Source organism: Streptomyces sp. NPDC048277, assembly GCF_040652235.1.
In the GTDB taxonomy this organism is placed as follows: Bacteria; Actinomycetota; Actinomycetes; order Streptomycetales; family Streptomycetaceae; genus Streptomyces.
Genome location: NZ_JBEZLQ010000021.1, coordinates 22,866 through 45,709 on the forward strand (window position 1 = coordinate 22,866; position 22,844 = coordinate 45,709).

Genomic DNA, 22,844 nt, shown 5'->3' on the forward strand with positions numbered 1-22,844 from the left:
CTCCGACTCCCGGCCGACCAGACTTCCCGGCACACCGCGTTCACCCTATCCGGCCAAAGGTCGTCAAGACAGTGTCAACGTCGTCGTCGGCGGCGCCAGAGACGCGTCAAGACGGCGTACCCGGCGCGGTGCCGCGCGCTTCTCTTTGAGGTGATGAACGACGTACCGCGCGGACGACTGAAGGTCTATCTCGGGGCCGCCCCAGGGGTCGGCAAGACCTACCGCATGCTCGACGAGGCCCGGCGCCGTGCGTCCCGGGGCGCGGACGTGGTGGTGGGGTTCGTGGAGTGCCACGGCCGTCTGCGGACCGAGGCCATGACCGACGGTCTGGAGGCGGTGGCGCGGCTGCGCTGCGACTACCGGGGCGGCGAGTTCGAGGAGATGGACGCCGCCGCCGTGCTGGAGCGCCGCCCGCGGGTGGCGATCGTCGACGAGTTCGCCCACACCAACATCCCCGGCGGCGGCCGGCACCCCAAGCGCTGGCAGGACGTCGAGGACCTGCTCGCGGCCGGCATCGACGTGATCACCGCCGTCAACATCCAGCACCTGGAGTCCCTCAAGGACGTGGTCGAGAAGATCACCGGGGTACCGCAGCACGAGACGGTGCCCGACGACGTCGTCCGGCGGGCCGAGCAGATCGAGTTCGTCGACATCCCGCCGGAGGGCCTGCGCCGCCGGATGGCGCACGGCAACATCTACGCCCCCGAGAAGATCGACGCGGCCCTCGCCAACTACTTCCGCCCCGGCAACCTCACCGCCCTGCGCCAGCTGGCCCTGCTCTGGGTCGCCGACCGGGTCGACGAGGCCCTCCAGTCGTACCGCGCCGAGCACGCCATCGGCGGGGTGTGGGAGACCCGGGAGCGGGTGGTGGTCGCGCTGACCGGCGGTCCCGAGGGCGACACGCTGGTACGACGGGCCGCGCGCATCGCCGACCGGTCGGCCGGCGGCGACCTGCTCGCCGTGCACGTGGCCCGCAGCGACGGCCTGGCCGCCGGTGTCTCGCACGCCTCGCTGGCCCGGCAGCGCAGGCTCGTCGAGGACCTCGGCGGCAGCTACCACTCGGTGGTCGGCGACGACGTGGCCACCGCGCTGGTCGAGTTCGCCCGCGCCGGGAACGCCACCCAGCTCGTCCTCGGCACCAGTCGCCGGGGCCGCCTCGAACGTTTCCTGACGGGGCCCGGCACGGGCGAGACCGTCACCGCGCTGTCCGGGGACATCGACGTCCACCGGGTCACCCACGAGCGCGCCGGACGCGGCACCCTGCTGCCCTCCCGCCGCCGTACCCTCTCCACCCGCCGCCTGATCGCCGGCCCGGTCGCGGGGCTCGTCCTCCCCGTGCTGCTCACCGTCGCCCTCGCCCAGGTCCGCGGCACCGTCAACCTCACCAGCGAGGCCCTGCTGTTCCTGCTCGCGGTGGTCGGCGTGGCCTGCATAGGCGGGGTCGCCTCCGCGGTGATCGCCTCCGTCACCGCGTCCCTGCTGCTCAACTACTGGTTCATCCCGCCCATCGGCCGGTTCACCCTCGACGACCCCAACGCCCTGCTCGCGCTGGGGGTGTTCGCGGTCGTCGCCGCCACCGTCGCCGGGGTCGTCGACCGCTCCCTGCGGCTGTCCCGGCGCGCGGCCCGGGCCACCGCCGAGGCGGAGACCATGTCGTCGCTGGCCGGCAGCATCGTGCGCGGCGGCCAGACCATCCCGGCCCTGCTGGAACGCACCCGCGAGACCTTCGGCACGGACTCCGCCGAACTCGTCGACGAACCGCCCGACGGCGCCGACGTCACCGCGGTGCCCGCGGGACCCGGCAACTACCTGGTCCTGCGCGGCCGTACGCCCTCCGCCTCCGAACGGCGGGTGCTCGCCGCGTTCGCCGCCCACGTCGGCTCGGCCGTGGAGCGGGCCCGGCTCGCCCAGGCCGCCGCCGAGGTCGAGCCCGTCCGCGCCGCCGACCGCATGCGCACCGCCCTGCTGCGCGCGGTCGGCCACGATCTGCGCACCCCGCTCGCGGCGGGCTGGGCGGCGGTCACCTCGCTGCGCAGCCGGGAGGTGGAGTTCACCCCGGAGGACCGCGACGAACTCCTCGCCACCGCCGAGGAGTCCATGGCCCGGCTGAGCCGTCTCGTCGACAACCTCCTCGACCTCAGCCGCCTGGAGGCGGGTGTGCTCACCCTCAACCTGCGGGCCACCGCTCTGGAGGAGGTGCTTCCGGCGGCCCTGGCGGACACCCCGGCGGTGGACGTCCACGGCGAGCTGGAGAACCTGCCACCGCTGCTGGCCGACCCGCCGTTGCTGGAGCGGGTGATCGCCAACCTGGTGGGCAACGCGGCCCGCCACAGCCCGCCCGGCATGCCGGTGCTGGTGACGGCGAGCGCGCTGGGGGGCCGCGCGGAGCTCCGGGTCGTCGACCGGGGGCCCGGACTTCCGGTGAACGGCCGGGACCGGCTCTTCGAGCCCTTCCAACGGCTCGGCGACACCGACAACACCACCGGCCTGGGCCTCGGCCTCGCCCTCGCACGCGGGCTCACCGAGGCGATGGACGGCACCCTGACCCCCGAGGACACCCCGGGCGGCGGACTGACCATGGTCGTCTCGCTGCCCCTGGCCGATCGGGCCCGGCCCCTCCGGACACCGCAGCGCGTGGGGGGTGCCTGATGAGCACCCGGACCGGCCGACGGGGCCAAGGGGGTGCGGCGGTCCTCTTGGCATGTTCTTGACGGATATTTGAACGGGGGGCAGGGGCCCGGCCGGAACCGGCGTCACGGCCGGTGCCGTTCAGGCTGATGTGACGTCAACCCTCCCCGTGCCAGCGGTAACTGGAGAGCGAACCGGGCACATGGTGATCTGCGGCGACGACGGGCTCGCCCACCGGCTCGCCGTCGAACTGGACGCCGTGTGCGGCGAGGTCGTCACGGTGGTCATGCCGTCCGCCGCCGACGTGCACGGCGCCCAGGTCGCCGCCCTGCACCGCGACCCGGACTCCGCCGTCCACCTGCACGTCTCCGCCCGCCCGGACGAGGCCACCCTGCGCGCGGCCGGCGTCGAACGGGCCGCCGCGCTCGCCCTCACCTACCGCGACGACCAGGTCAACGTCACCGCCGCCCTGCTGGCCCGCACCGTCAACCCCTCCGTACGGCTGGTCGTGCGGATGTTCAACCGCGAGCGCGGCAGCCATCTGGAACGGCTGCTGGACCGGGCGGCCGTCCTGTGCGACGCCCCCGCGGCGGACACCTCCACCACCGTCCTCTCCGACGCCGACACCGCCGTACCGGAGCTCGTCGCGGCCGCCGCCGTCGGCCACGGCCACACCCTCCAGGTCGAGGGCAAGGTCTTCCGCGGGGTCGTACGGCCGGCGGGCACCCCGCAGCACGCCACCGATCTCGCCACCCTCGCCGTGCTCTCCGGCGCCCACGAGGACGACCCGGCCAGCCAGGACAGCGCCGAGACGGCCGGCGAGGACGGCACCCAGCTGCTGCCGGACGACCACACGGCGTACCACCGGCAGTTCACCCACGGCCGGCTGATGCTGGAGGAGGTCGTCCACCGCCGCACGGCCGAACCGGCCCGCCGCACCTGGCACTTCCGGCCGGTGCGCTGGGTACGGGCGCGCTTCGCCCATCTGCCGTGGCGGGTCTTCCTGTCCCGCCAACTGGCCGCCGTCTACGGCTCCTTGGCGGCCGTGGTCGTCGCGCTGGCCACCGCCACCGCGCTCTTCGCCGACGAGCACCCCTGGTGGAAGAACGTCTATCTGCCGCTCCTGGACATCTTCACCATGGGCGATCCGGCCACCGAGGAGTCGCCCGCCCGCCGCATACTCCAGCTCGTCGCCGGCTTCGTCGGACTCGCCGTGCTGCCGCTCGTCGTCGCCGCGACCATGAACGCCACCGAGGCGTTCCGTACGGCCTCCGTGAACCATCCGCCCGGGGAGGAGGTCAGCGGCCATATCGTCCTGGTCGGCCTGGGCATGGTCGGCACGCGTGTACTGGACCGGCTGCGCACCACCGGGCACCGGGTCGTGGCCATCGAGCGCGACCCGCGCGCCCGGGGCGTCGCCCTCGCCCGCGAACTCGGCGTCCCGCTGATCCTGGAGGACGCGACCGCCCCCGGCGTGCTGGAGACCGCCCGGGTCCGGCAGTGCCGCTCCCTGCTCGTCCTCACCCGCGACGACGGCATGAACCTCGACATCCTCATGGCCGTGCGGGAGTACAACCCCGGGGTACGGGTGGTGGCCCGGCTCTACGACGACGACTTCGCCGCGACCGTCCAGCGCACCCTGCGCGCGTCGTACCCGGACGCGCTGACCCGTAGCAGGAGCGTTTCCGCGCTGGCCGCGCCCTCCTTCGCCGCCGCCATGATGGGGCGTCATGTGCTGGGCGTGATGCCGGTGGAGCGCGGGTCGCTGCTGTTCACGTGCGTGGATGTGGCCGGGCACCCGGAGCTGGAGGGACGGTCCGTGCACCAGGCGTTCCGGCGGCGGGAGTGGCGGGTGCTGGCGGTGGGGCCGGTCGGTGGCGGTACCGGGATCCTGGGGGCCGACGCCTTCGACTGGCGGCCGGCGCAGGGACGGGTGCTGGCGGCGGGGGACCGGGTGGTCATGGCCACCACCCGGCGGGGACTCGACGTGCTGATGACGGGCGTGCCGGGGAGGGGCTGAGACCGGGCCTACTCCAGGCCCGACGCCTTGAACACGCCCAGGGCGTTCTCGCGGTCGACCTGTTCGCCGAGGCGGCTGAGCGCGAGCGAGCCGCAGAGCAGGGTGCCGGCCGCGGCGGCCTTGCGGGCGCCCTGGTCCACGCGCAGCCAGAGTTCGGGGTTGTCGACGAGGACCTGGGGGTCGATCTCCAGCCGGTCGCCGAGGGTGTCCCGGAACAGCAGGCGGGGGGAGATGCCGTCCAGGCGGCGGACGGAGACGAGGAGGTCCGTGCGGACCCTGCGGGTGCACAGCAGCCGACGGGAGGTCAGCCAGCCGTCCCCGGCACGGACCCTGGCGGGGCAGAGGACCGTGAAGAGGAGCAGGGCGAGCGTCGTCCAGAGGGAGCCGCGCCACCAGCCGAGCGTCCCTGATCCCCAGTCGATCAGCAGGAGCAGGGTGAGGAGGGCGCCTGCGCAACGGGCCGATGCGTAGACGTCTTTGGACCAGCGGCGGTCCTCGGAGGGCTGCATGGGGTGACGGTAGGGAGTGGGGGAGCACAGCGTCAGCAGGTGCGTGGTGTCTTTGACGGGACTCTGACGGTCGTGGGTCGCTGCGGGACGGTGGGGGTTGATCGCGCCCACGCGGCGGTAGCCGCACATCCAATACAGCCCCGCGCCCCTGACGGGGCGCTGACGTCAAGGGCGTATCAAAGTCGAAGCCCCCCGCGCGAAGAACGCGCAAGGGGGCGGCGGGCGTGGCCGGAACGGGTCGGAACCTTGTCGGGCGTTTGTCCCGTTCGTTAAGGAGCACCCTTCCATGTCCGTACTGATCGCCGAACCGGGCGCCGTTCCCGCAGGTGAGGAGCCGCCTGATTGCGGTGAGCGGCACCGGCTCACCGCCGTCACCGGACTCGCCGCGCTGTCGCTGGACGCGATGGCGTCGGTGGCGTACGGACCGGAGGCCATCGTGCTCGTGCTGGCCGCCGCCGGTGCGCACGGACTCGGCTGCACGCTGCCCGTCACCCTCGCCATCGCGGCCCTGCTCGCGGTGCTCGTCGCCTCGTACCGGCAGGTCATCGCGGCCTTCCCGGACGGGGGCGGGTCCTATGCCGTGGCCCGGACCCATCTCGGGGCCCGGACCAGCCTCGTCGCCGCGGCCTCCCTGGTGCTCGACTACGTGCTCAACGTCGCCGTCGCCGTCACCGCCGGAGTCGCCGCGCTCACGTCCGCCTTCCCGGCGCTGTACCCGGACCGGCTGTGGCTCTGCCTGGCCGTGCTGGTGCTGGTCACCGGCGTGAATCTGCGGGGGATCGTGGAGTCGGCCAAGGCGTTCATCGTGCCGACCGCGGTGTTCGTGGGGTCCATCCTCGTGCTGATCGTCGTGGGGCTCTTCCGGTCCTCGCCGGCCAGTACCGTCACCGCCGCCGGACATGCCTCCGCGCTCGCCGACAACGCCTCCAGCGTCGGCGCCCTGCTCCTGCTGAAAGCCTTCGCCTCCGGCTGTGCCGCGCTCACCGGCGTCGAGGCCATCGCCAACGCCGTGCCCTCCTTCCGCGTCCCGCGCGTCAGGCGCGCCCAGCGAACCGAGGTCGCCCTCGGGGCGGTGCTGGGCGTGATGCTGATCGGTCTGTCGGTGCTGATCGGCCGCTTCCACCTCCAGCCGGTCCAGGGCGTGACCGTCCTCGCCCAGCTCGCCGACGCCTCCCTCGGGCACGACTGGGGCTTCTACGTCATCCAGTTCGCGACGATGATCCTCCTGGCCCTGTCCGCCAACACGTCCTTCGGCGGGCTGCCGGTACTGCTCGAACTGCTCGCCCGGGACAACTACCTGCCACATGTCTTCGCGCTCAAGGCCGACCGCCAGGTGCACCGGCACGGTGTGCTCGCCCTGGCCGCGGTCTCGGCGGCGCTGCTGGTGTTCTCCGGCGGCGACACCGACACGCTGGTGCCGATGTTCGCCATCGGGGTCTTCGTCGGCTTCACGATCGCCCAGGCGGGCATGGTGAAGCACTGGTGGCTGGAGCGCGGTGCCGGGTGGCGGGGGAAGGCGCTGCTCAACGGGTTCGGGGCCGTGCTGACCGGCGTCGCGACCGTCGTCGTCACCGCCGGCAAGTTCACCGAGGGCGCCTGGCTCGTCGTGCTGATGCTGCCGTTGCTCGTCGGCGCCTTCGTCGCGGTGCACCGCGCGTACCGGCGGATCGGGGAGCGGCTCGGGCTCGGGCGGATTCCCGAGCCGCCGCACCGGGAGCGGTCGGTCGTGATCGTGCCGGTGTCGTCGCTGTCCCGGCTCACCTCCGAGGCGCTCTCCGCGGCCGCCTCCCTCGGCGACGAGGTCCGTGCCGTCACCGTCTGCCATCCCGACCCCGAGGACCGGGCCCGGCTGCACGCCCTGGAGCGGGCCTGGGCCGAGTGGGACCCCGGCGTGCCGCTGGTCCGGCTGACCTGCGAGCGGCGCACGCTCGGCCGTTCCGTCGCCGTGTACGTCCGTGAGGTGACCGCGGCCGAGCCGGCCACCCGGGTGACCGTGCTGATCCCGGAGACCGAGCCCGAGCGGCTCTGGCAGCAGCTGCTGCAGAACCAGCGCGGTGCCGTCGTCGCGCATGCCGTGCGGCGGGAGACCGACGCGGTGATCTGCCGTCTGCGGTTCCGCCTGTCCTGACGCGTCCGATGCGCCTGAGACCGACGTTCCCCCAGTTCAGGGGGGTTTCGGCAGCCGAATGGCGCTTTCCGGTCGCGGGTCGGTACGGCACGCGTAAGAGTCCCGTCAAAGGCGCGAACGCCGCCGTAAGGGACCCGTCAACGGGGGCCGAATCCGGCCGGAAAGACGCTTTCCTCTAACAGTCCACGTCCGTTCCGCACCTCATCCAGGAGTTCACGATGGCCGATCTGGCCTTCGTCGTCACCGTTCTCGCGGGTTTCGCGCTGGTGGCCCTCGTCGCCAAGGGGGTGACCAAGCTGTGACCGCCGAGAACATCGTCGGCCTCGTCGTGGCCGTCGCCCTGCTGGGCTATCTCGTCCTCGCCCTGATCTTCCCGGAGAGGTTCTGAGACAGCCATGGGTCCCGTAACCGCCGCCGTGCTCCAGCTCGTCGCTCTCATAGGCGCGCTGGCGCTCGCCTACATCCCCTTCGGCACCTACATGGCCAAGGTCTACTCCGCCGACCGGCACTGGCGCGTCGAGAAGTGGATCTACAAGGGCATCGGCGCCAACCCCGACACCGAGATGCGCTGGCCCGCCTATCTGCGCGGCGTCCTCGCCTTCTCGGCGGTCGGCGTCCTCTTCCTCTACCTGCTGCAGCGGCTCCAGGGCGTCCTGCCCGGCTCGCTCGGCTTCTCCTCGGTGAACCCGGCGCAGTCGTTCAACACGGCCGTCTCCTTCGTGACCAACACGAACTGGCAGTCGTACTACGGCGAGCAGACCATGGGGCACGTCGTGCAGACCGCCGGTCTGGCCGTCCAGAACTTCGTGTCGGCGGCCGTCGGTATCGCCGTCGCCGTGGCGCTCGTACGCGGCTTCGCGCGCTCGCGCACCGGTGAGATCGGCAACTTCTGGGCCGACCTGGTGCGCGGCACGATCCGCATCCTGGTCCCGTTCGCCGCCCTCGCCGCGATCATCCTGGTCGCCTGCGGTGCCATCCAGAACTTCTCCGGCATCCACGAGGTCGGCCAGTTCATGGGCGGCTCGCAGCAGTGGAACGGCGGCGCCGTCGCCTCCCAGGAGGCCATCAAGGAGCTGGGCACCAACGGCGGCGGTTACTTCAACGCCAACTCCGCCCACCCCTTCGAGAACCCGACGCCCTTCACCAATCTCTTCGAGATCTTCCTGATCCTGCTGATCCCGTTCTCGCTGACCCGCACCTTCGGTGTGATGGTCGGCTCGGTGAAGCAGGGCTACGCGATCCTCGCGACGATGGGCACCATCTGGCTGGGGTTCGTGGCCCTGATGATGTGGACCGAGTTCGCCCACCACGGCCCGGCCCTCCAGCTCGCGGGCGGCGCCTACGAGGGCAAGGAGGTCCGCTTCGGCGTCGGCGGCTCGTCGATCTTCGCGGTGTCGACCACGCTCACCTCGACCGGCGCGGTGGACTCCTTCCACTCCTCGTTCACCGGCCTCGGCGGCGGCATCACCCTGCTCAGCATGATGCTGGGCGAGATCGCGCCCGGCGGTACCGGCTCCGGCCTCTACGGCATCCTGATCATGGCGGTCATCGCGGTGTTCATCGCCGGTCTGATGGTCGGCCGTACGCCCGAGTACCTGGGCAAGAAGATCGGTGCCCGCGAGATCAAGCTGTCGGCCGTCTACATCCTGATCACCCCGGCGCTCGCGCTGGTCTTCGCGGCCGTCTCCATGGCTCTGCCGACGCCTCCGCACTCGATGCTGAACTCCGGGGCGCACGGCTTCTCCGAGGTGCTGTACGCCTTCACCTCGGCGGCCAACAACAACGGCTCGGCCTTCGCCGGCCTGAACGCGAACACCGACTGGTACAACACCATGACCGGACTCGCGATGCTGTTCGGCCGCTTCCTGCCCATGGTGTTCGTGCTGGCGCTGGCCGGCTCGCTCGCCGAGCAGCGGCCCGTCCCGGCCACGGCCGGCACCCTGCGCACCGAGAAGCCGCTGTTCACCGGCCTGCTGGTCGGCGCGATCCTGATCATCACCGGTCTGACCTACTTCCCGGCCCTGGCGCTGGGTCCGCTGGCCGAGGGGCTGGCGTGATGACCACCCGAACGGAAGCCCACGAGGACACCATGTCCACTCCCACCCTTGCGCCCCACCAGGACGCGCCCACCGGGCACAAGCCCGCCGAAGGCCGTGTCGGCGCGGGCCTCTTCGACCCCAAGCAGCTGGTCAGGTCCCTCCCCGAGGCCTGCCGCAAGCTCGACCCGCGGGTGATGGTCAAGTCGCCGGTGATGTTCGTGGTGTGGGTCGGCTCGATCCTGACCACGGTCTTCTCCTTCAAGGACCCGGGCGACTGGTTCGGCTGGACCATCAGCGCCTGGCTGTGGCTGACCGTGATCTTCGCCAACCTCGCGGAGGCGGTCGCCGAGGGCCGCGGCAAGGCGCAGGCCGACACCCTGCGCAAGGCCAAGACCGACACCGTCGCCCGGCGGCTGACCGGCTCCACCGAGGAGCAGGTGCCCGGCACCGAGCTGAGGATCGGCGACCTGGTCGTCTGCGAGGCCGGCGACATCATCCCCGGCGACGGTGACGTCATCGAGGGTGTGGCCTCCGTCGACGAGTCGGCGATCACCGGCGAGTCGGCCCCGGTCATCCGGGAGTCCGGCGGTGACCGCAGTGCCGTGACCGGCGGCACGAAGGTGCTGTCCGACCGGATCGTCGTCCAGATCACGACGAAGCCGGGCGAGACCTTCATCGACCGGATGATCAGCCTCGTCGAGGGCGCGGCCCGGCAGAAGACGCCGAACGAGATCGCGCTGAACATCCTGCTCGCCTCGCTGACGATCGTCTTCCTGCTGGCCGTCGCCACCCTCCCGCCCTTCGCCGACTACGCGGGCACCCACCTGACCATGGTCGTGCTGGTCGCCCTGCTGGTCTGCCTGATCCCGACCACCATCGGCGCGTTGCTGTCGGCGATCGGTATCGCGGGCATGGACCGCCTGGTGCAGCGCAATGTGCTGGCGATGTCGGGGCGTGCGGTCGAGGCCGCCGGCGACGTCTCCACCCTGCTGCTCGACAAGACCGGCACCATCACCCTCGGCAACCGCCAGGCGTCCGAGTTCGTGCCGGTGCGCGGGACGACCGAGGCCGAGGTCGCCGACGCGGCCCAGCTGTCGTCGCTGGCCGACGAGACCCCCGAGGGCCGCTCCATCGTCGTACTGGCCAAGGAGAGGTACGGGCTGCGCGAGCGGCACCAGGGGGAGCTGGCCGGTGCGGAGTGGATCGCCTTCACCGCCCAGACCCGGATGTCGGGTGTGGACGTCGACGGACGCAAGATCCGCAAGGGCGCGGCCGGTTCGGTCATCGCCTGGGTCCGCGAGCAGGGCGGCACGGTCGCCGAGGACGCCGACACCCTCGCGGCCGCCATCTCACAGGCGGGCGGCACCCCGCTGCTCGTCGCGGTCGAGGACGCCGGGGGCGCCCGGATCCTGGGCGTGATCCACCTCAAGGACGTCGTCAAGGACGGCATGCGGGAGCGGTTCGAGGAACTGCGCCGGATGGGCATCAAGACGGTCATGATCACGGGTGACAACCCGCTGACCGCCAAGGCGATCGCCGAGGAGGCGGGCGTCGACGACTTCCTCGCCGAGGCCACCCCCGAGGACAAGATGGCCCTCATCAAGCGGGAGCAGGCGGGCGGCAAGCTGGTCGCGATGACCGGTGACGGCACCAACGACGCGCCGGCCCTCGCCCAGGCGGACGTCGGCGTGGCCATGAACACGGGTACGTCGGCCGCCAAGGAGGCCGGCAACATGGTCGACCTCGACTCCAACCCGACCAAGCTCATCGAGATCGTCGAGATCGGCAAGCAACTCCTCATCACCCGGGGCGCGTTGACCACGTTCTCCATCGCCAACGACGTCGCGAAGTACTTCGCGATCATCCCCGCGCTGTTCGCGGCCGTCTACCCGGGCCTGGACAAGCTCAACATCATGGGCCTGTCCTCACCGGACTCCGCGATCCTGTCGGCCGTCATCTTCAACGCGCTGATCATCATCGCGCTGGTACCGCTCTCCCTGAAGGGCGTCCAGTACCGGCCGGTCAGCGCCGACAAGATGCTGCGGCGCAACCTGACGATCTACGGCATCGGCGGACTGATCGCGCCCTTCATCGGCATCAAGATCATCGACCTGCTCATCTCCCTCATCCCCGGGCTGTAATTATTTGAAAGCGTGCTGATCGCCATGAACAACTCCGTTACGAACACTGCCCGGTTGCTGGGTGCGGGGCTGCGGGCGCTCCTCGTGCTGACCCTGGTGACGGGTGTGATCTACCCGCTGGTCGTCACCGGCATCGCCCAGGCCGCGTTCCATCACAAGGCCAACGGCTCCGAGATCACGTCGGAGGGCAGGGTCGTCGGCTCCTCGCTCATCGGGCAACAGGGCTACAGCCTCGACTACTTCCAGTCGCGTCCGGCGAACGGCCTGGGCACCAACTCCGTCAACACCCAGTACAAGCTGATCCTTTCGGGTGCGACCAACCTCGCCGCCGACAACAAGAAGCTCGTCGCGTCGGTCGCGGAGGCCAAGGCCAAGGTGGTCAAGGACAACTCCACGGCCGACTACAAGGTCCTGCCGTCCCAGGTCCCCGCCGACGCCGTCACCTCCTCCGGCTCCGGACTGGACCCGGACATCTCCCCGGCGTACGCGGAACTCCAGGTGCACCGGGTGGCCGAACGCAACCACCTGCCGGTCGCCTCGGTGGAGAAGCTGGTCAAGGACCACACCGACGGCCGCACCCTCGGCTTCATCGGCGAGCCGCGGGTGAACGTCCTGGAACTCAACATCGCGCTCAAGGAACTGACCAAGGGCAGCTGATGACCCGGGTGCTGGTCGTGGAAGACGACCCCCAGCTGGTACGGGCACTCGTGATCAACATGCAGGCACGCCAGTACGGAGTGGACGCGGCGCCCGACGGCGCCACGGCCCTCCGGCTGGCGGCCGCACGCCGGCCGGACGTGGTGATGCTCGATCTCGGACTGCCCGACATGGACGGGGTCGACATCATCAGGGCGCTGCGCGGCTGGACCCGGGTACCGATCCTGGTGCTGTCGGCGCGTCAGGCCTCCGACGAGAAGGTCGCCGCGCTGGACGCGGGTGCGGACGACTACATCACCAAGCCGTTCAGCATGGACGAACTCCTCGCCCGGCTGCGGGCGGCGGTCCGCCGTACCGAGGACGTGCCGTCGGCCCCCGGGACCACTCTGGTGGAGACGGACGACTTCACCATCGATCTGCTCGCCAAGAAGGCCGTACGCTCGGGCCGCGACATCCGCCTCACCCCCACCGAGTGGCATCTGCTGGAGATCCTGGTCACCAACCCCGGCCGGCTCGTCACGCAGAAGTACCTGCTGCGCGAGGTGTGGGGTGTATCGCAGCGCAACAAGACCAACTACCTGCGGGTCTACATGGCCCAGCTCCGCCGCAAACTCGAGGCGGACCCCTCACACCCCCGGTACCTGATCACCGAGCCCGGCATGGGCTACCGCTTCGAAGGATGACATGGCACGCGGCAGGCTCCGGATCTACCTCGGCGCGGCTCCCGGCGTGGGCAAGACCTACGCCATGCTCTCCGAGGCCCACCGCAGGACCGAACGCGGCACGGACTGCGTCGTGGCGTTCGTCGAGCACCACGGGCGGCCGCGCACCGAGGTGATGCTGCACGGCCTGGAGGAGATCCCGCGCCGGGAACTGGAGTACCGGGGCGCGGTGTTCACGGAGATGGACGTCGACGCCGTCCTCGCCCGCGGCCCCCGGGTCGCCCTCGTCGACGAGCTGCCGCACACCAACATCCCGGGCTCCCGCAACGCCAAGCGCTGGCAGGACGTGGAGGAACTGCTGGCGGCCGGGATCGATGTCGTCTCGACGGTGAACATCCAGCACCTGGAGTCGCTGGGCGATGTCGTCGAGTCCATCACCGGGGTACGGCAGCAGGAGACCGTGCCCGACGAGGTCGTGCGGCGCGCGGACCAGATCGAGCTGGTCGACATGTCCCCGCAGGCACTGCGCCGCCGTATGGCGCACGGCAACATCTACAAACCGGACAAGGTCGACGCGGCCCTCTCGAACTACTTCCGGCCCGGCAACCTCACCGCCCTGCGCGAACTCGCGCTGCTGTGGGTGGCGGACCGGGTCGACGAGTACCTGAACGCGTACCGCAGCGAGCACCGGGTGTCGGCGATCTGGGGTTCACGGGAGCGGATCGTCGTCGGGCTGACCGGCGGACCCGAGGGGCGCACCCTGATCCGGCGGGCCGCCCGGCTGGCCGAGAAGGGCGCCGGCGGTGAGGTGCTGGCCGTCTACATAGCGCGCAGCGACGGCCTCACCTCCGCCTCCCCGAAGGAACTCGCCGTCCAGCGCACCCTCGTCGAGGACCTCGGCGGCACCTACCACCATGTCGTCGGCGACGACGTCCCGGCCGCGCTGCTCGACTTCGCGCGCGGGGTCAACGCCACCCAGATCGTCCTCGGCGTCTCCCGGCGCCGGAGCCGGCAGTACGTCTTCGGGCCGGGCGTCGGCGCCACGGTCGCCCGGGACTCCGGACCCGACCTCGACGTCCACCTCATCACGCACGACGAGGCCGGCAAGGGGCGGCTCCCGCTGGGGCGTTCGGCACGGCTCGGCCGGTCCCGGCTCATCTGGGGCTGGCTGACCGGCGTGCTCGGGCCGGCCCTGCTCACCTGGCTGCTGACCGGCGCCGCCCCGGAGGTGGGCCTGGCCAACGACATGCTGCTGTTCCTCGCCCTGACCGTGGCCGCGGCCCTGCTCGGCGGTCTGCTGCCCGCGCTGACCTCGGCGGTCGTCGGCTCCCTGCTGCTCAACTGGTTCTTCACCCCGCCCGTCCACACCCTCACCATCGCCGACCCCGAGAACATCGTCGCCATAGCGATCTTCGTCGGGGTCGCGGTGTCCGTGGCGTCGGTGGTGGACCTGGCGGCACGGCGCACCCAGCAGGCGACCCGGCTGCGCGCCGAGTCGGAGATCCTGTCCTTCCTCGCCGGCAGCGTGCTCAGAGGGGAGACCAGCCTGGAGGCGCTCCTGGAACGGGTCCGCGAGACCTTCGGCATGGAGTCGGTCGCGCTGCTGGAGCGGGCGGACGACGTGGCGCCGTGGACCTGCGCCGGCAGCGTGGGGCCACAGCCGTGCCGGACACCGGAGGACGCCGACGTCGACATGCCCGTCGGCGACCATATGACCCTCGCCCTGTCGGGGCGCGTACTGCCGGCCTCCGACCGGCGGGTGCTCGCCGCGTTCGCCGCCCAGGCGGCCGTCGTCCTCGACCGGCAGCGGCTCCGGCAGGAAGCCGGCCGGGCGAAGGAACTGGCGGAGGGCAACCGCATCCGTACGGCGCTGCTGGCCGCCGTCAGCCACGATCTGCGCACCCCGCTGGCCGGCATCAAGGCCTCGGTGTCGTCGCTGCGTTCGGACGACGTCGAGTGGTCGGAGCAGGACCGGGCGGAGCTCCTGGAGGCCATAGAGGCGGGCGCCGACCGCCTCGACCACCTCGTCGGCAACCTCCTCGACATGTCCCGCCTGCAGACCGGCACCGTCACGCCCATCGTCCGCGAGACCGACCTGGACGAGGTGGTGCCGATGGCGCTCGGCGGGGTCCCCGAGGACAGCGTCGAGCTGGACATCCCGGAGACGCTGCCCATGGTCGACGTCGACAGGGGGCTGCTGGAGCGGGTCGTCGCCAACGTGGTCGAGAACGCCGTCAAGTACAGCTCCGCGGGCACCCCCGTACTGGTGAAGGCCAGTTCCCTGGCCGACCGGGTGGAGGTACGGGTCGTGGACCGCGGACCCGGCGTCCCCGACGAGGCCAAGGAGCGCATCTTCGAGCCCTTCCAGCGGTACGGCGACTCACCGCGCGGCGCCGGGGTCGGCCTCGGTCTGGCCGTGGCCCGGGGCTTCGCCGAGGCGATGGGCGGCGGGCTCACGGCCGAGGACACCCCGGGCGGCGGACTCACCATGGTGCTGAGCCTGCCGCTCGCGCCGGGACGGCGACCGGGGCGGCCGGACCTCTCGGCCGCGGTGACGTCGTAACGCCTCAGGACGACAACTGCCGTACGTTCAACGGCAGATGCCAGGTGTTACGGCGGTGCGCGGAGGCCAGCGCGTCCTCCAGCGGGGACGGCGGTACCGCGAGGACCGGGCAGTGCGCATGGGCCAGGCAGTAGCGGGCGACGCGGCCCGAGAAGGCGCGGTGCCAGCCGCGCCGGCCCGCGCCGACGACCAGGATGTCCTCGTCCCGGTCGGCCGTCTCCACCAGGGCCGGACCGGGGGTGCCGCGTACGAGGAGACCGTGCAGCGGGACACCCGAGGGCCCCGCCCCGCCGAAGACGTCGTCGAGCACGCCCAGCAGCCGCTCCCGGGCCGTCCGCTGCCACTCCTCGACCAGCTGCGGCGGGGTGGGCGAGCGGCGCGCCGCCGACTCGCCGCCCGGCGGCTCCCAGGCCAGCACCGCCCACAGCTCCGTCTCCCGCCGCCGGGCCTCCGTCGCCGCCCGGCGCAGGGCCGTCACGCTGCCCAGCGAACCGCTCACACCGACGACGACCCGACCGGGCGTACAGGTGTCGTAACCGGACATGTATCCACCGTACTTCCGCAGCGGCCCCCGGGCGTCTCCCGGGAGCGGACCGCTTCCATGACACGTCCCGAGGCGGGGCACGGGACAGCCCGGCGGCCACTTCTTGGCACGCCTCTGACGCCGGCGGCCGGCGCCGGCGGGCCCTTCGTCAGCGTCCCGTCAACGTCGCGGCGATCACCGTCAGCGTCCCGTCAGGAGGCATCGGAGGGCCGCCGGGGGCGGGCATAGCGTCGTGGCAGAGCCCCGGTCGGCGTCCTTGCGTCCGGGGCGCCCCAGCTCCTTCCGAGGCCCTGCCGAGCGCCTTTCGAGCGCCTTTCGATCCAGGAGACATCCATGCCAGAACTCTTGTGCGGTGACGATCCGGAGCCCTCCGATCGCTCCCCGGCCGGCCCCCTGTTCGTACCGGTCCGGCCGGGACCCGCGGGGTGCGCGGCCCGGCTGTTCCGCACCCCCCTCGGCGAGCGCACCGCCGTCGGTTTCACCTCGGCCCGCGCCCTCGCCGCCACACTCGGCCCGGACCAGCCCTGGATCCGGCTCGCCGAACCCGCGCTGCGCGCCCTGACCGCACCGCTCGGCGTCACCACCGTCACGGTCGATCCGACGCTGTCGGCCCCGGCTCCCATGCCGGTGCGGCCGCTCGCGCCGGTCGCCGTGTCCCCGCGGATCGCCCGAACCGCCTGAACCGTCCGAGAGGGGAGCGGTCGATGACCACCCTGCACGAACCCGTCGTCACCACCACGCCCGCCGATCTGTCGGTGTGGCCCGCCTCCACCACCGAGCCCCGGCCCGGCGATCCGGCCGTGGGCGGCGTCCCGCTCGCCGAGGTCGCCGACCGCTTCGGCACCCCCGTCTACGTCCTCGACGAGAACGAGGTCCGCGAGCGCTGCCGCACCTACCGGCACGCCTTCCCCGACGCCGAAGTCCTCTACGCGGCCAAGGCGTTCCTGTGCCGGGCGATGGTCCACTGGACCGAGGAGGAGGGCCTGGGCCTGGACGTCTGCTCGGCCGGCGAGCTGGAGCTGGCGGTCACCACCGGGTTCCCGCCGGAGCGGATCGTGCTGCACGGCAACGCCAAGTCCCCGCGCGACCTGGAGACCGCGCTGCGGCTCGGCGTCGGGCGGATCGTCATCGACAGCCCCTCCGAGATCGCCCGGCTCGCCGCCGCGGTCGGACCCGACGGGCACCAGAAGGTCATGGTCCGGGTGGTGCCCGGGATCAGCGCGGGCGGCCACGAGAAGATCCGCACGGGCACGGACGACCAGAAGTTCGGCCTCTCCATCGCCGACGGGTACGCCCAGCACGCCATCGCCCGGATACTGGACCAGCCGCAGCTCGAACTCACCGGCCTGCACTGCCACCTGGGCTCCCAGATCACCACCGTCAAGCCGTACCTGGCCGCCGTGCGCCGGGTGGTCGGGCTCATGGCCCGGCTGAACGGGCAGCACGGACTGGTCCTGCCCGAGCTGGACCTCGGCGGCGGCCACGGCATCGCCTACCGGCCCGGCGAGGCGGCCCTCGACCTCACGGCACTGGCCCGGCGGGTCCGCGCCGAACTGTCCGACGCGTGCGCGGCGGCGGAACTGCCGGTACCCCGGCTGGTCATCGAGCCGGGGCGGGCGATCGTGGGGCCGGCGGGGATCGCGGTCTATCACGTACTCGCCGTCAAGCGGACCGGTGAGCGTGTCTTCGTCGCCGTGGACGGGGGGATGAGCGACAACCCGCGCCCCGCGCTGTACGGCGTGCGGTACGCGCCCCGGCTCATCGGCCGGGCGAGCGCCGCGCCGGTGGCGGCGGTGACGGTCGTCGGGCGGCACTGTGAGGCCGGGGACGTGCTGGCCACCGACGTCGAACTGCCGTCCGACCTGCGCCCCGGCGACCTCCTCGCGGTCCCGGTGGCCGGCGCCTACCACCTGTCCATGGCCTCCGGCTACAACATGGTCGGGCGGCCGCCGGTCGTGGCGGTACGGGACGGGTGCGCCCGGCTGCTGGTCCGTCGTGAGTCTCTGGACGACATGCGGCGGCGGGACGTGGGGCTGTAGGCCCTCCCGGGCGACACTGGTCGCGACCTGTCCCACCCGGCCGTGATGGGGTCCCGATGGCGTACGGCATGGCCCGTCGTGAACTGAGACCGCGTGTTCCGCTGCGCCCCGGCGAAGGCGAGAAACACCATCTGACCAGCCTGGAAGGGCTGGCCGCGCTGTCGTTGGACGCGCTCAGCTCGGTCGCGTACGGTCCCGAGGCGATCGTGCTGGCGCTGGTGGTCGCCGGTACCGGGGCGCTCACCGCGACCCTGCCCATCACCCTCGCGATCACCTTCCTGCTCGCGGCGCTCGTCGTGTCGTACGGCCAGGTCATCGCCGTTCACCCGGACGGCGGTGGTGCCTATGCCGTCGCCAAGGCGGACCTCGGCGCCACCGCGAGCCTGCTGGCCGCCGCCAGCCTGGTGGTGGACTACGTCCTCACCGTCGCCGTCAGCCTCGCCGCCGGTGCCGACGCGCTGGCCTCCGCGTTCCCGGCCTTCGCCCACGACAAGCTGATCGTCTGTCTGATCGGCCTGGCCCTGCTGGCGGCCGTGAACCTGCGAGGCGTCTCCGACAGCGCCCGGGTGCTGATGCTGCCGACCGTGCTGTTCATCGTGGCGATCCTCGGCGTCGTCCTGCTCGGCCTGCTGCGCCCGCACCCGGTCGCCGTCGTGGGCACCGCCCAGCCCGTGCACGCGACCGAGGCCCTCAGCCTGCTGGTGATCCTCAAGGCGTTCTCGTCCGGCTGCTCGGCCCTGACCGGCGTGGAGGCCATCGCCAACGCCGTCCCGACCTTCCGCACCCCCAGGGTCGGACGCGCCCAGCGCACCGAGCTGATGCTGGGCGCGCTGCTCGGGACCATGCTGATCGGCCTGGCGGTCCTCATCCACCGCGACCATGTGGTGCCGCGCGGCGGGGTGACCGTCCTCGCCCAGCTCACCGCGGGCGCCTACGGCACCGGCTGGCCCTACTACGCGACCAACCTCCTCGTCACCCTCGTCCTGGGCCTCGCCGCCAACACCAGCTTCGGCGGACTGCCCGTCCTGATGAGCCTGCTCGCCCGGGACAACCGGCTGCCCCACATCTTCGGCCTGCGCGCCGAACGCCCCGTGTACCGCTACGGCGTGGTCGCCCTCGCCCTGCTGGCCGCACTGCTCCTCCTCGCCACCGACGCCGACACCCACCGCCTGCTCCCGCTCTTCGCCATCGGGGTCTTCATCGGCTTCACCCTCAGCCAGGCCGGCCTGGTCCGGCACTGGGCGACCCGGCGCCCGCCCGGCTGGAAGCGCCGCGCGGCCGTCAACGGCACCGGCGCCCTGCTCACCACCCTGGCCGGCGTCATCCTGCTGCTCACCAAGTTCCTCGCCGGCGCCTGGGTGGTGGTGATCGCCGTACCGCTGATGATGCTGCTGTTCGCCCGTATCCAGCGCTACTACACCGAAGTGGGGGAGGAGCTGGGCCTGGGGCGGGTCCCGGAGCCGCCGCTGCGGCGCACCGCCAGTCTGGTGATCGTGCCGGTCGGCGAGGTCAGCAAGCTCGCCCGGCACGCCCTCGGCGCGGCCCTCGCCCTCGGCGACGAGGTGGTCGCGGTCGCGGTGCACGGCGACCCCGCCAAGTCCCGTGCGCTGGAAGAGGCCTGGGAGCGCTGGAACCCGGGCGTGCGCCTCGACGTCATCGACAGCCCGCACCGGTCGCTCGTGCAGCCGATCGTCGACTATGTGCGGCGGGCGGCGGACGACGGCCGCCAGGTCGCCGTCCTCATCCCCGAGGTCGAACCCCGCCACCGCCGCTACGAGATCCTCCAGAACCAGCGGGGCCTCCTCCTCGCGACCGTGCTGCGGGCCCGCACCGATGTCGTGGTGTGCATGCTGCCGTACCGCCTGAAGGTGTAGGAACGCTCCTTGTCGGGCCCCGACCGCCCTTCTACAGTGCGCCTCGTAAAGTTCGCCGACCTCGCCGAAACTTTCGGCGACGCGGGAGGGGCACAGACGTATGCGGACGTACGACAACCCGGTCATCCCCGGCTTCCATCCCGACCCGAGCGTGTGCCGGGTGGGCGAGGACTACTACCTCGTCTGTTCCAGCTTCGAGTACTTCCCCGGCGTCCCGCTCTTCCACAGCCGGGACCTGGTGCACTGGCGGCAGCTCGGCAACGTCCTGGACCGGCCGCTGCCCGAGGACGCACCGGCCTCGGGCGGGATCTACGCGCCGACCATCCGGCACCACGACGGGCTCTTCCACGTCATCACCACCGACGTCAGCGGCGGCGGCAACCTCCTCGTCACCGCCGAACGGCCCGAGGGGCCCTGGTCCGACCCGGTGTGGATCGACCTGCCCGGCATCGACCCCGACCTCGCCTGGGACGACGACGGCGACTGCTGGTGCGCCGTGGCCGGGGTGGCGGTGGCCAGGATCGACACCCGGACCGGGAAGGTGCTGGAAGGGCCGCTGCCGATGTGGTCCGGGACCGGGCTGCGGGACCCCGAGGCGCCGCACCTGTACCGGGTCGGGGACTGGTGGTACCTGCTGGTCGCCGAGGGCGGTACGGCCCTCGGGCACGGGGTGTCCGTCGCCCGCGCCCGCTCGCCGCGCGGGCCCTGGGAGCCCTCGCCGGGCAATCCGCTGGTCTCCCACCGGGGCACCTGGGAGGCGGTCCAGTGCACCGGGCACGCCGATCTCGTGCAGGCGGCCGACGGCAGCTGGTGGGCGGTGCTCCTCGGCACCCGGCCGCGCGGCTGGTTCCCGGAGTTCCACGTCCTCGGCCGCGAGACCTTCCTGGCGCCGGTGGAGTGGGCCGACGGCTGGCCCCGGATGGGGCCGGTGAAGGAACGCCACCCGGCTCCGGGCGTCTGGCACCCGGTCGAACAGCCGCCGGTACGGGACGACTTCACGGACCCCGCCCTCGCGCCGCAGTGGATCTCCCCGCGCGGCCGGCCGGCCGGGTCCTCGTCGCTGACCGAACGGCCCGGGTGGCTGACCCTCACGGCCACCGGGGACAGCCTCGACCGGCCCGGGCACACCTTCGTCGGCCGCCGTCAGCAGCACGCCGACTGCCGTGCCGCCGCGCTGCTCGACCCGGGCTCGGCACGCGCCGGTCTGTCGGTGCGCATCGACGAGGCCCACCACTACGACCTGGAGGTCAGCGGGGGAGTGGCGAGCGTGGTCGCGCGGATCGGGCCGCTGCGGCAGCGGATCGCCGAACACCCGGTACCGCCGGGCCCGTTGACCCTGGTCGTCGAGATGCGCACGGACCGGGTGCCGCCGCCCACCGCCGTCGCGCCCGGACAGGAGGTGCCGCCCGGCATCCGTCCCGCCGGGCCCGACTCCGTGACCCTTTCGATAGAAACCTCCGAAAGTGTCGTCCGGCTGGCCGAACTCGACGGCCGCTATCTCTCCACCCAGGTGGCCGGTGGCTTCACCGGCCGGGTCATCGGCATGTACGTCACCGAACACCGGGCCGCCTTCGACTGGTTCGACTACGCGCCCATCAGCTGATGCGCGACACCTTGACGCTCCTGATCCGCCTTTCTAGAGTCGCCGTTCGGAACGTTCGGTGGAAACGTCGAATGTTTCGATCGGCAGCCAGTTAAACCAGGACGGCGTCGGTCGTCCCGTACCTCAAGGAGCGCATCATGGGCGACCCGGCACTGTCCCGGCGCGGGTTCCTGGCGGCCACCGCGGCCGCCGGGCTCGGCATGACCGCCCTCAGCGGCTGTGGCGGCGGCTCGGACGGAGGATCGTCGGGTGGTACCACCACCATCGAGTGGTGGAACATCTCCACGACCAACCCGGCGAAAGACGTGTGGGCGGCCCTCGCCAAGAAGTTCGAGGCGCAGAACCCCAAGGTCAAGATAAAGATCGTCCAGCTGGAGAACGACGCCTACAAATCGAAGATGACGGCCCTGACCGCCTCCGGGAAGCTCCCCGACATCTTCCACACCTGGGGCGGCGGCGTCCTCCAGCAACAGGTGGACGCCGGACTCGTCAAGGACCTCACCGAGCCCACCAAGTCCTTCGCCGACGGCCTGCTGCCCGTGGCCAAGGAGCCGTACATCCTGGACAACAAGACGTACGGCATCCCCTTCGACATCGGCATGGTCGGCTTCTGGTACAACAAGGCGCTCTTCAAGAAGGCCGGGATCAGCACGCCCCCGACCACCTGGAGCGCCTACCTCGACGCGGTGAAGAAGCTGAAGGCCGCCGGTGTCACCCCCCTCGCCCTGGCCGGCAAGGAGAGCTGGACCGGGATGTACTACTGGGCGTACCTCGCGATGCGCACCGCCGGGATCGACGCCCTGAAGAAGGCCAACGACGACAAGGACTTCACCGGCGCCGGGTTCGTCCAGGCCGGACAGCACCTCAAGGACCTCGTCGCCCTCCAGCCGTTCCAGAAGGGCTTCCTGGGCGCCGCCTACTCCAGCCCGACCGGCCAGGCCGCCACCGTCGGCAACGGCAAGGCCGCGATGGAGCTGATGGGCCAGTGGGCGCCGAACGTCGAGGCCGCCGCAGGCAAGGGCATCGGTGCCGACCTCGGCTTCTTCCCCTTCCCGGCCGTCGAGGGCGGAAAGGGCGCGCTCACCGAGGTGTTCGGAGGCGGCGGCGGACACGCGCTGCGCGCCGACGCCCCGCAGGCCGCCGTCGACTTCCTGAAGTTCTTCGCCTCCGAGACCACGGACGTGGAGCTGGTGAAGAAGACCGGCGTGCTGCCTGTCGTGCCGGCCGCCGAGAGCGCGCTCACCGACGCCAACCTCAAGCTCGTCCAGGCCCAGTTGAAGGCCGCCACCGGGTTCCAGCTCTACCTCGACCAGGCGTACGCGCCCGCCGTCGGCCAGCAGGTCAACGACAGCGTGGCCGGTCTGATCGCCGGGTCCAAGTCGCCCGAGGACGTCACCCAGGCGATCACCAAGACCGCGAAGGAAGAGCAGTAAGGCC

Annotated in this window: 16 protein-coding genes; 14 read left to right on the plus strand and 2 right to left on the minus strand. The window is 71.9% G+C overall.

The window, feature by feature from the left end; all coding sequences use genetic code 11:
* The first annotated feature begins 153 nt into the window (after positions 1–153).
* Together AB0D85_RS36075 and AB0D85_RS36080 are read left to right on the plus strand one after the other, a co-directional pair.
* Positions 154–2,649 (plus strand): ATP-binding protein, encoded by a 2,496-nt coding sequence (locus tag AB0D85_RS36075; protein WP_362329661.1) that lies wholly within the window; start codon positions 154–156, stop codon positions 2,647–2,649.
* 181 nt (positions 2,650–2,830) lie between these two features.
* Positions 2,831–4,648 carry an NAD-binding protein gene (locus tag AB0D85_RS36080; protein ID WP_362329664.1) on the plus strand — a complete coding sequence of 606 codons (1,818 nt, stop codon included), beginning with the start codon at positions 2,831–2,833 and terminating at the stop codon, positions 4,646–4,648.
* Positions 4,649–4,656: 8 nt separating this feature from the next.
* Here the strand turns inward: AB0D85_RS36080 and AB0D85_RS36085 are convergent, their stop codons facing one another.
* Positions 4,657–5,157, minus strand: a complete 501-nt coding sequence (locus AB0D85_RS36085; RefSeq protein ID WP_362329667.1) for a hypothetical protein — start codon at positions 5,155–5,157, stop codon at positions 4,657–4,659.
* A 286-nt stretch (positions 5,158–5,443) separates the two neighbouring features.
* On the opposite strand from AB0D85_RS36085, the gene AB0D85_RS36090 reads away from it, so the two are divergent.
* The 7 genes from AB0D85_RS36090 to AB0D85_RS36120 all read left to right on the plus strand — a co-directional run bounded on the left by AB0D85_RS36090 (position 5,444) and on the right by AB0D85_RS36120 (position 15,347).
* Positions 5,444–7,285: an APC family permease gene (locus tag AB0D85_RS36090; protein WP_362329671.1), complete on the plus strand. Its 1,842-nt coding sequence runs from the start codon at positions 5,444–5,446 to the stop codon at positions 7,283–7,285.
* Between the two features lie 298 nt (positions 7,286–7,583).
* Complete coding sequence (kdpF, locus tag AB0D85_RS36095; protein WP_016434100.1) at positions 7,584–7,673, plus strand: K(+)-transporting ATPase subunit F; 90 nt, start codon at positions 7,584–7,586, stop codon at positions 7,671–7,673.
* A gap of 7 nt (positions 7,674–7,680) precedes the next feature.
* A complete protein-coding gene (kdpA, locus tag AB0D85_RS36100) occupies positions 7,681–9,342 on the plus strand; it encodes a potassium-transporting ATPase subunit KdpA (protein WP_362329675.1) in 1,662 nt (553 codons plus the stop codon).
* Complete coding sequence (gene kdpB, locus AB0D85_RS36105; protein WP_362329678.1) at positions 9,342–11,465, plus strand: potassium-transporting ATPase subunit KdpB; 2,124 nt, start codon at positions 9,342–9,344, stop codon at positions 11,463–11,465. The genes kdpA and kdpB overlap by 1 nt, the downstream gene beginning before the upstream one ends.
* 24 nt (positions 11,466–11,489) lie before the next feature.
* Entirely contained in the window at positions 11,490–12,122 is a 633-nt protein-coding gene (locus AB0D85_RS36110; RefSeq protein ID WP_362329681.1) for a potassium-transporting ATPase subunit C, read from the plus strand.
* Positions 12,122–12,805, plus strand: a complete 684-nt coding sequence (locus AB0D85_RS36115; protein WP_362329684.1) for a response regulator — start codon at positions 12,122–12,124, stop codon at positions 12,803–12,805. Before AB0D85_RS36110 ends, AB0D85_RS36115 begins: the two co-directional genes overlap by 1 nt.
* A gap of 1 nt (position 12,806) precedes the next feature.
* A complete protein-coding gene (locus AB0D85_RS36120) occupies positions 12,807–15,347 on the plus strand; it encodes a DUF4118 domain-containing protein (protein WP_362329687.1) in 2,541 nt (846 codons plus the stop codon).
* A 4-nt stretch (positions 15,348–15,351) separates the two neighbouring features.
* Here the strand turns inward: AB0D85_RS36120 and AB0D85_RS36125 are convergent, their stop codons facing one another.
* Complete coding sequence (locus AB0D85_RS36125; protein WP_362329690.1) at positions 15,352–15,891, minus strand: universal stress protein; 540 nt, start codon at positions 15,889–15,891, stop codon at positions 15,352–15,354.
* A 333-nt stretch (positions 15,892–16,224) separates the two neighbouring features.
* On the opposite strand from AB0D85_RS36125, the gene AB0D85_RS36130 reads away from it, so the two are divergent.
* The 5 genes from AB0D85_RS36130 (at position 16,225) to AB0D85_RS36150 (ending at position 22,840) form a co-directional block, all read left to right on the plus strand.
* Positions 16,225–16,572 carry an SAV_915 family protein gene (locus tag AB0D85_RS36130; RefSeq protein WP_362329693.1) on the plus strand — a complete coding sequence of 116 codons (348 nt, stop codon included), beginning with the start codon at positions 16,225–16,227 and terminating at the stop codon, positions 16,570–16,572.
* Between the two features lie 23 nt (positions 16,573–16,595).
* Positions 16,596–17,930, plus strand: coding sequence for a diaminopimelate decarboxylase (gene lysA / locus AB0D85_RS36135; RefSeq protein WP_362329696.1), 1,335 nt, complete (start codon positions 16,596–16,598; stop codon positions 17,928–17,930).
* A gap of 56 nt (positions 17,931–17,986) precedes the next feature.
* Positions 17,987–19,804: an APC family permease gene (locus tag AB0D85_RS36140; protein ID WP_362329700.1), complete on the plus strand. Its 1,818-nt coding sequence runs from the start codon at positions 17,987–17,989 to the stop codon at positions 19,802–19,804.
* 100 nt (positions 19,805–19,904) lie between these two features.
* Complete coding sequence (locus tag AB0D85_RS36145; RefSeq protein ID WP_362329703.1) at positions 19,905–21,407, plus strand: glycoside hydrolase family 43 protein; 1,503 nt, start codon at positions 19,905–19,907, stop codon at positions 21,405–21,407.
* 137 nt (positions 21,408–21,544) lie between these two features.
* Entirely contained in the window at positions 21,545–22,840 is a 1,296-nt protein-coding gene (locus tag AB0D85_RS36150; RefSeq protein WP_362329706.1) for an extracellular solute-binding protein, read from the plus strand.
* The last annotated feature ends 4 nt before the right edge of the window (positions 22,841–22,844 follow it).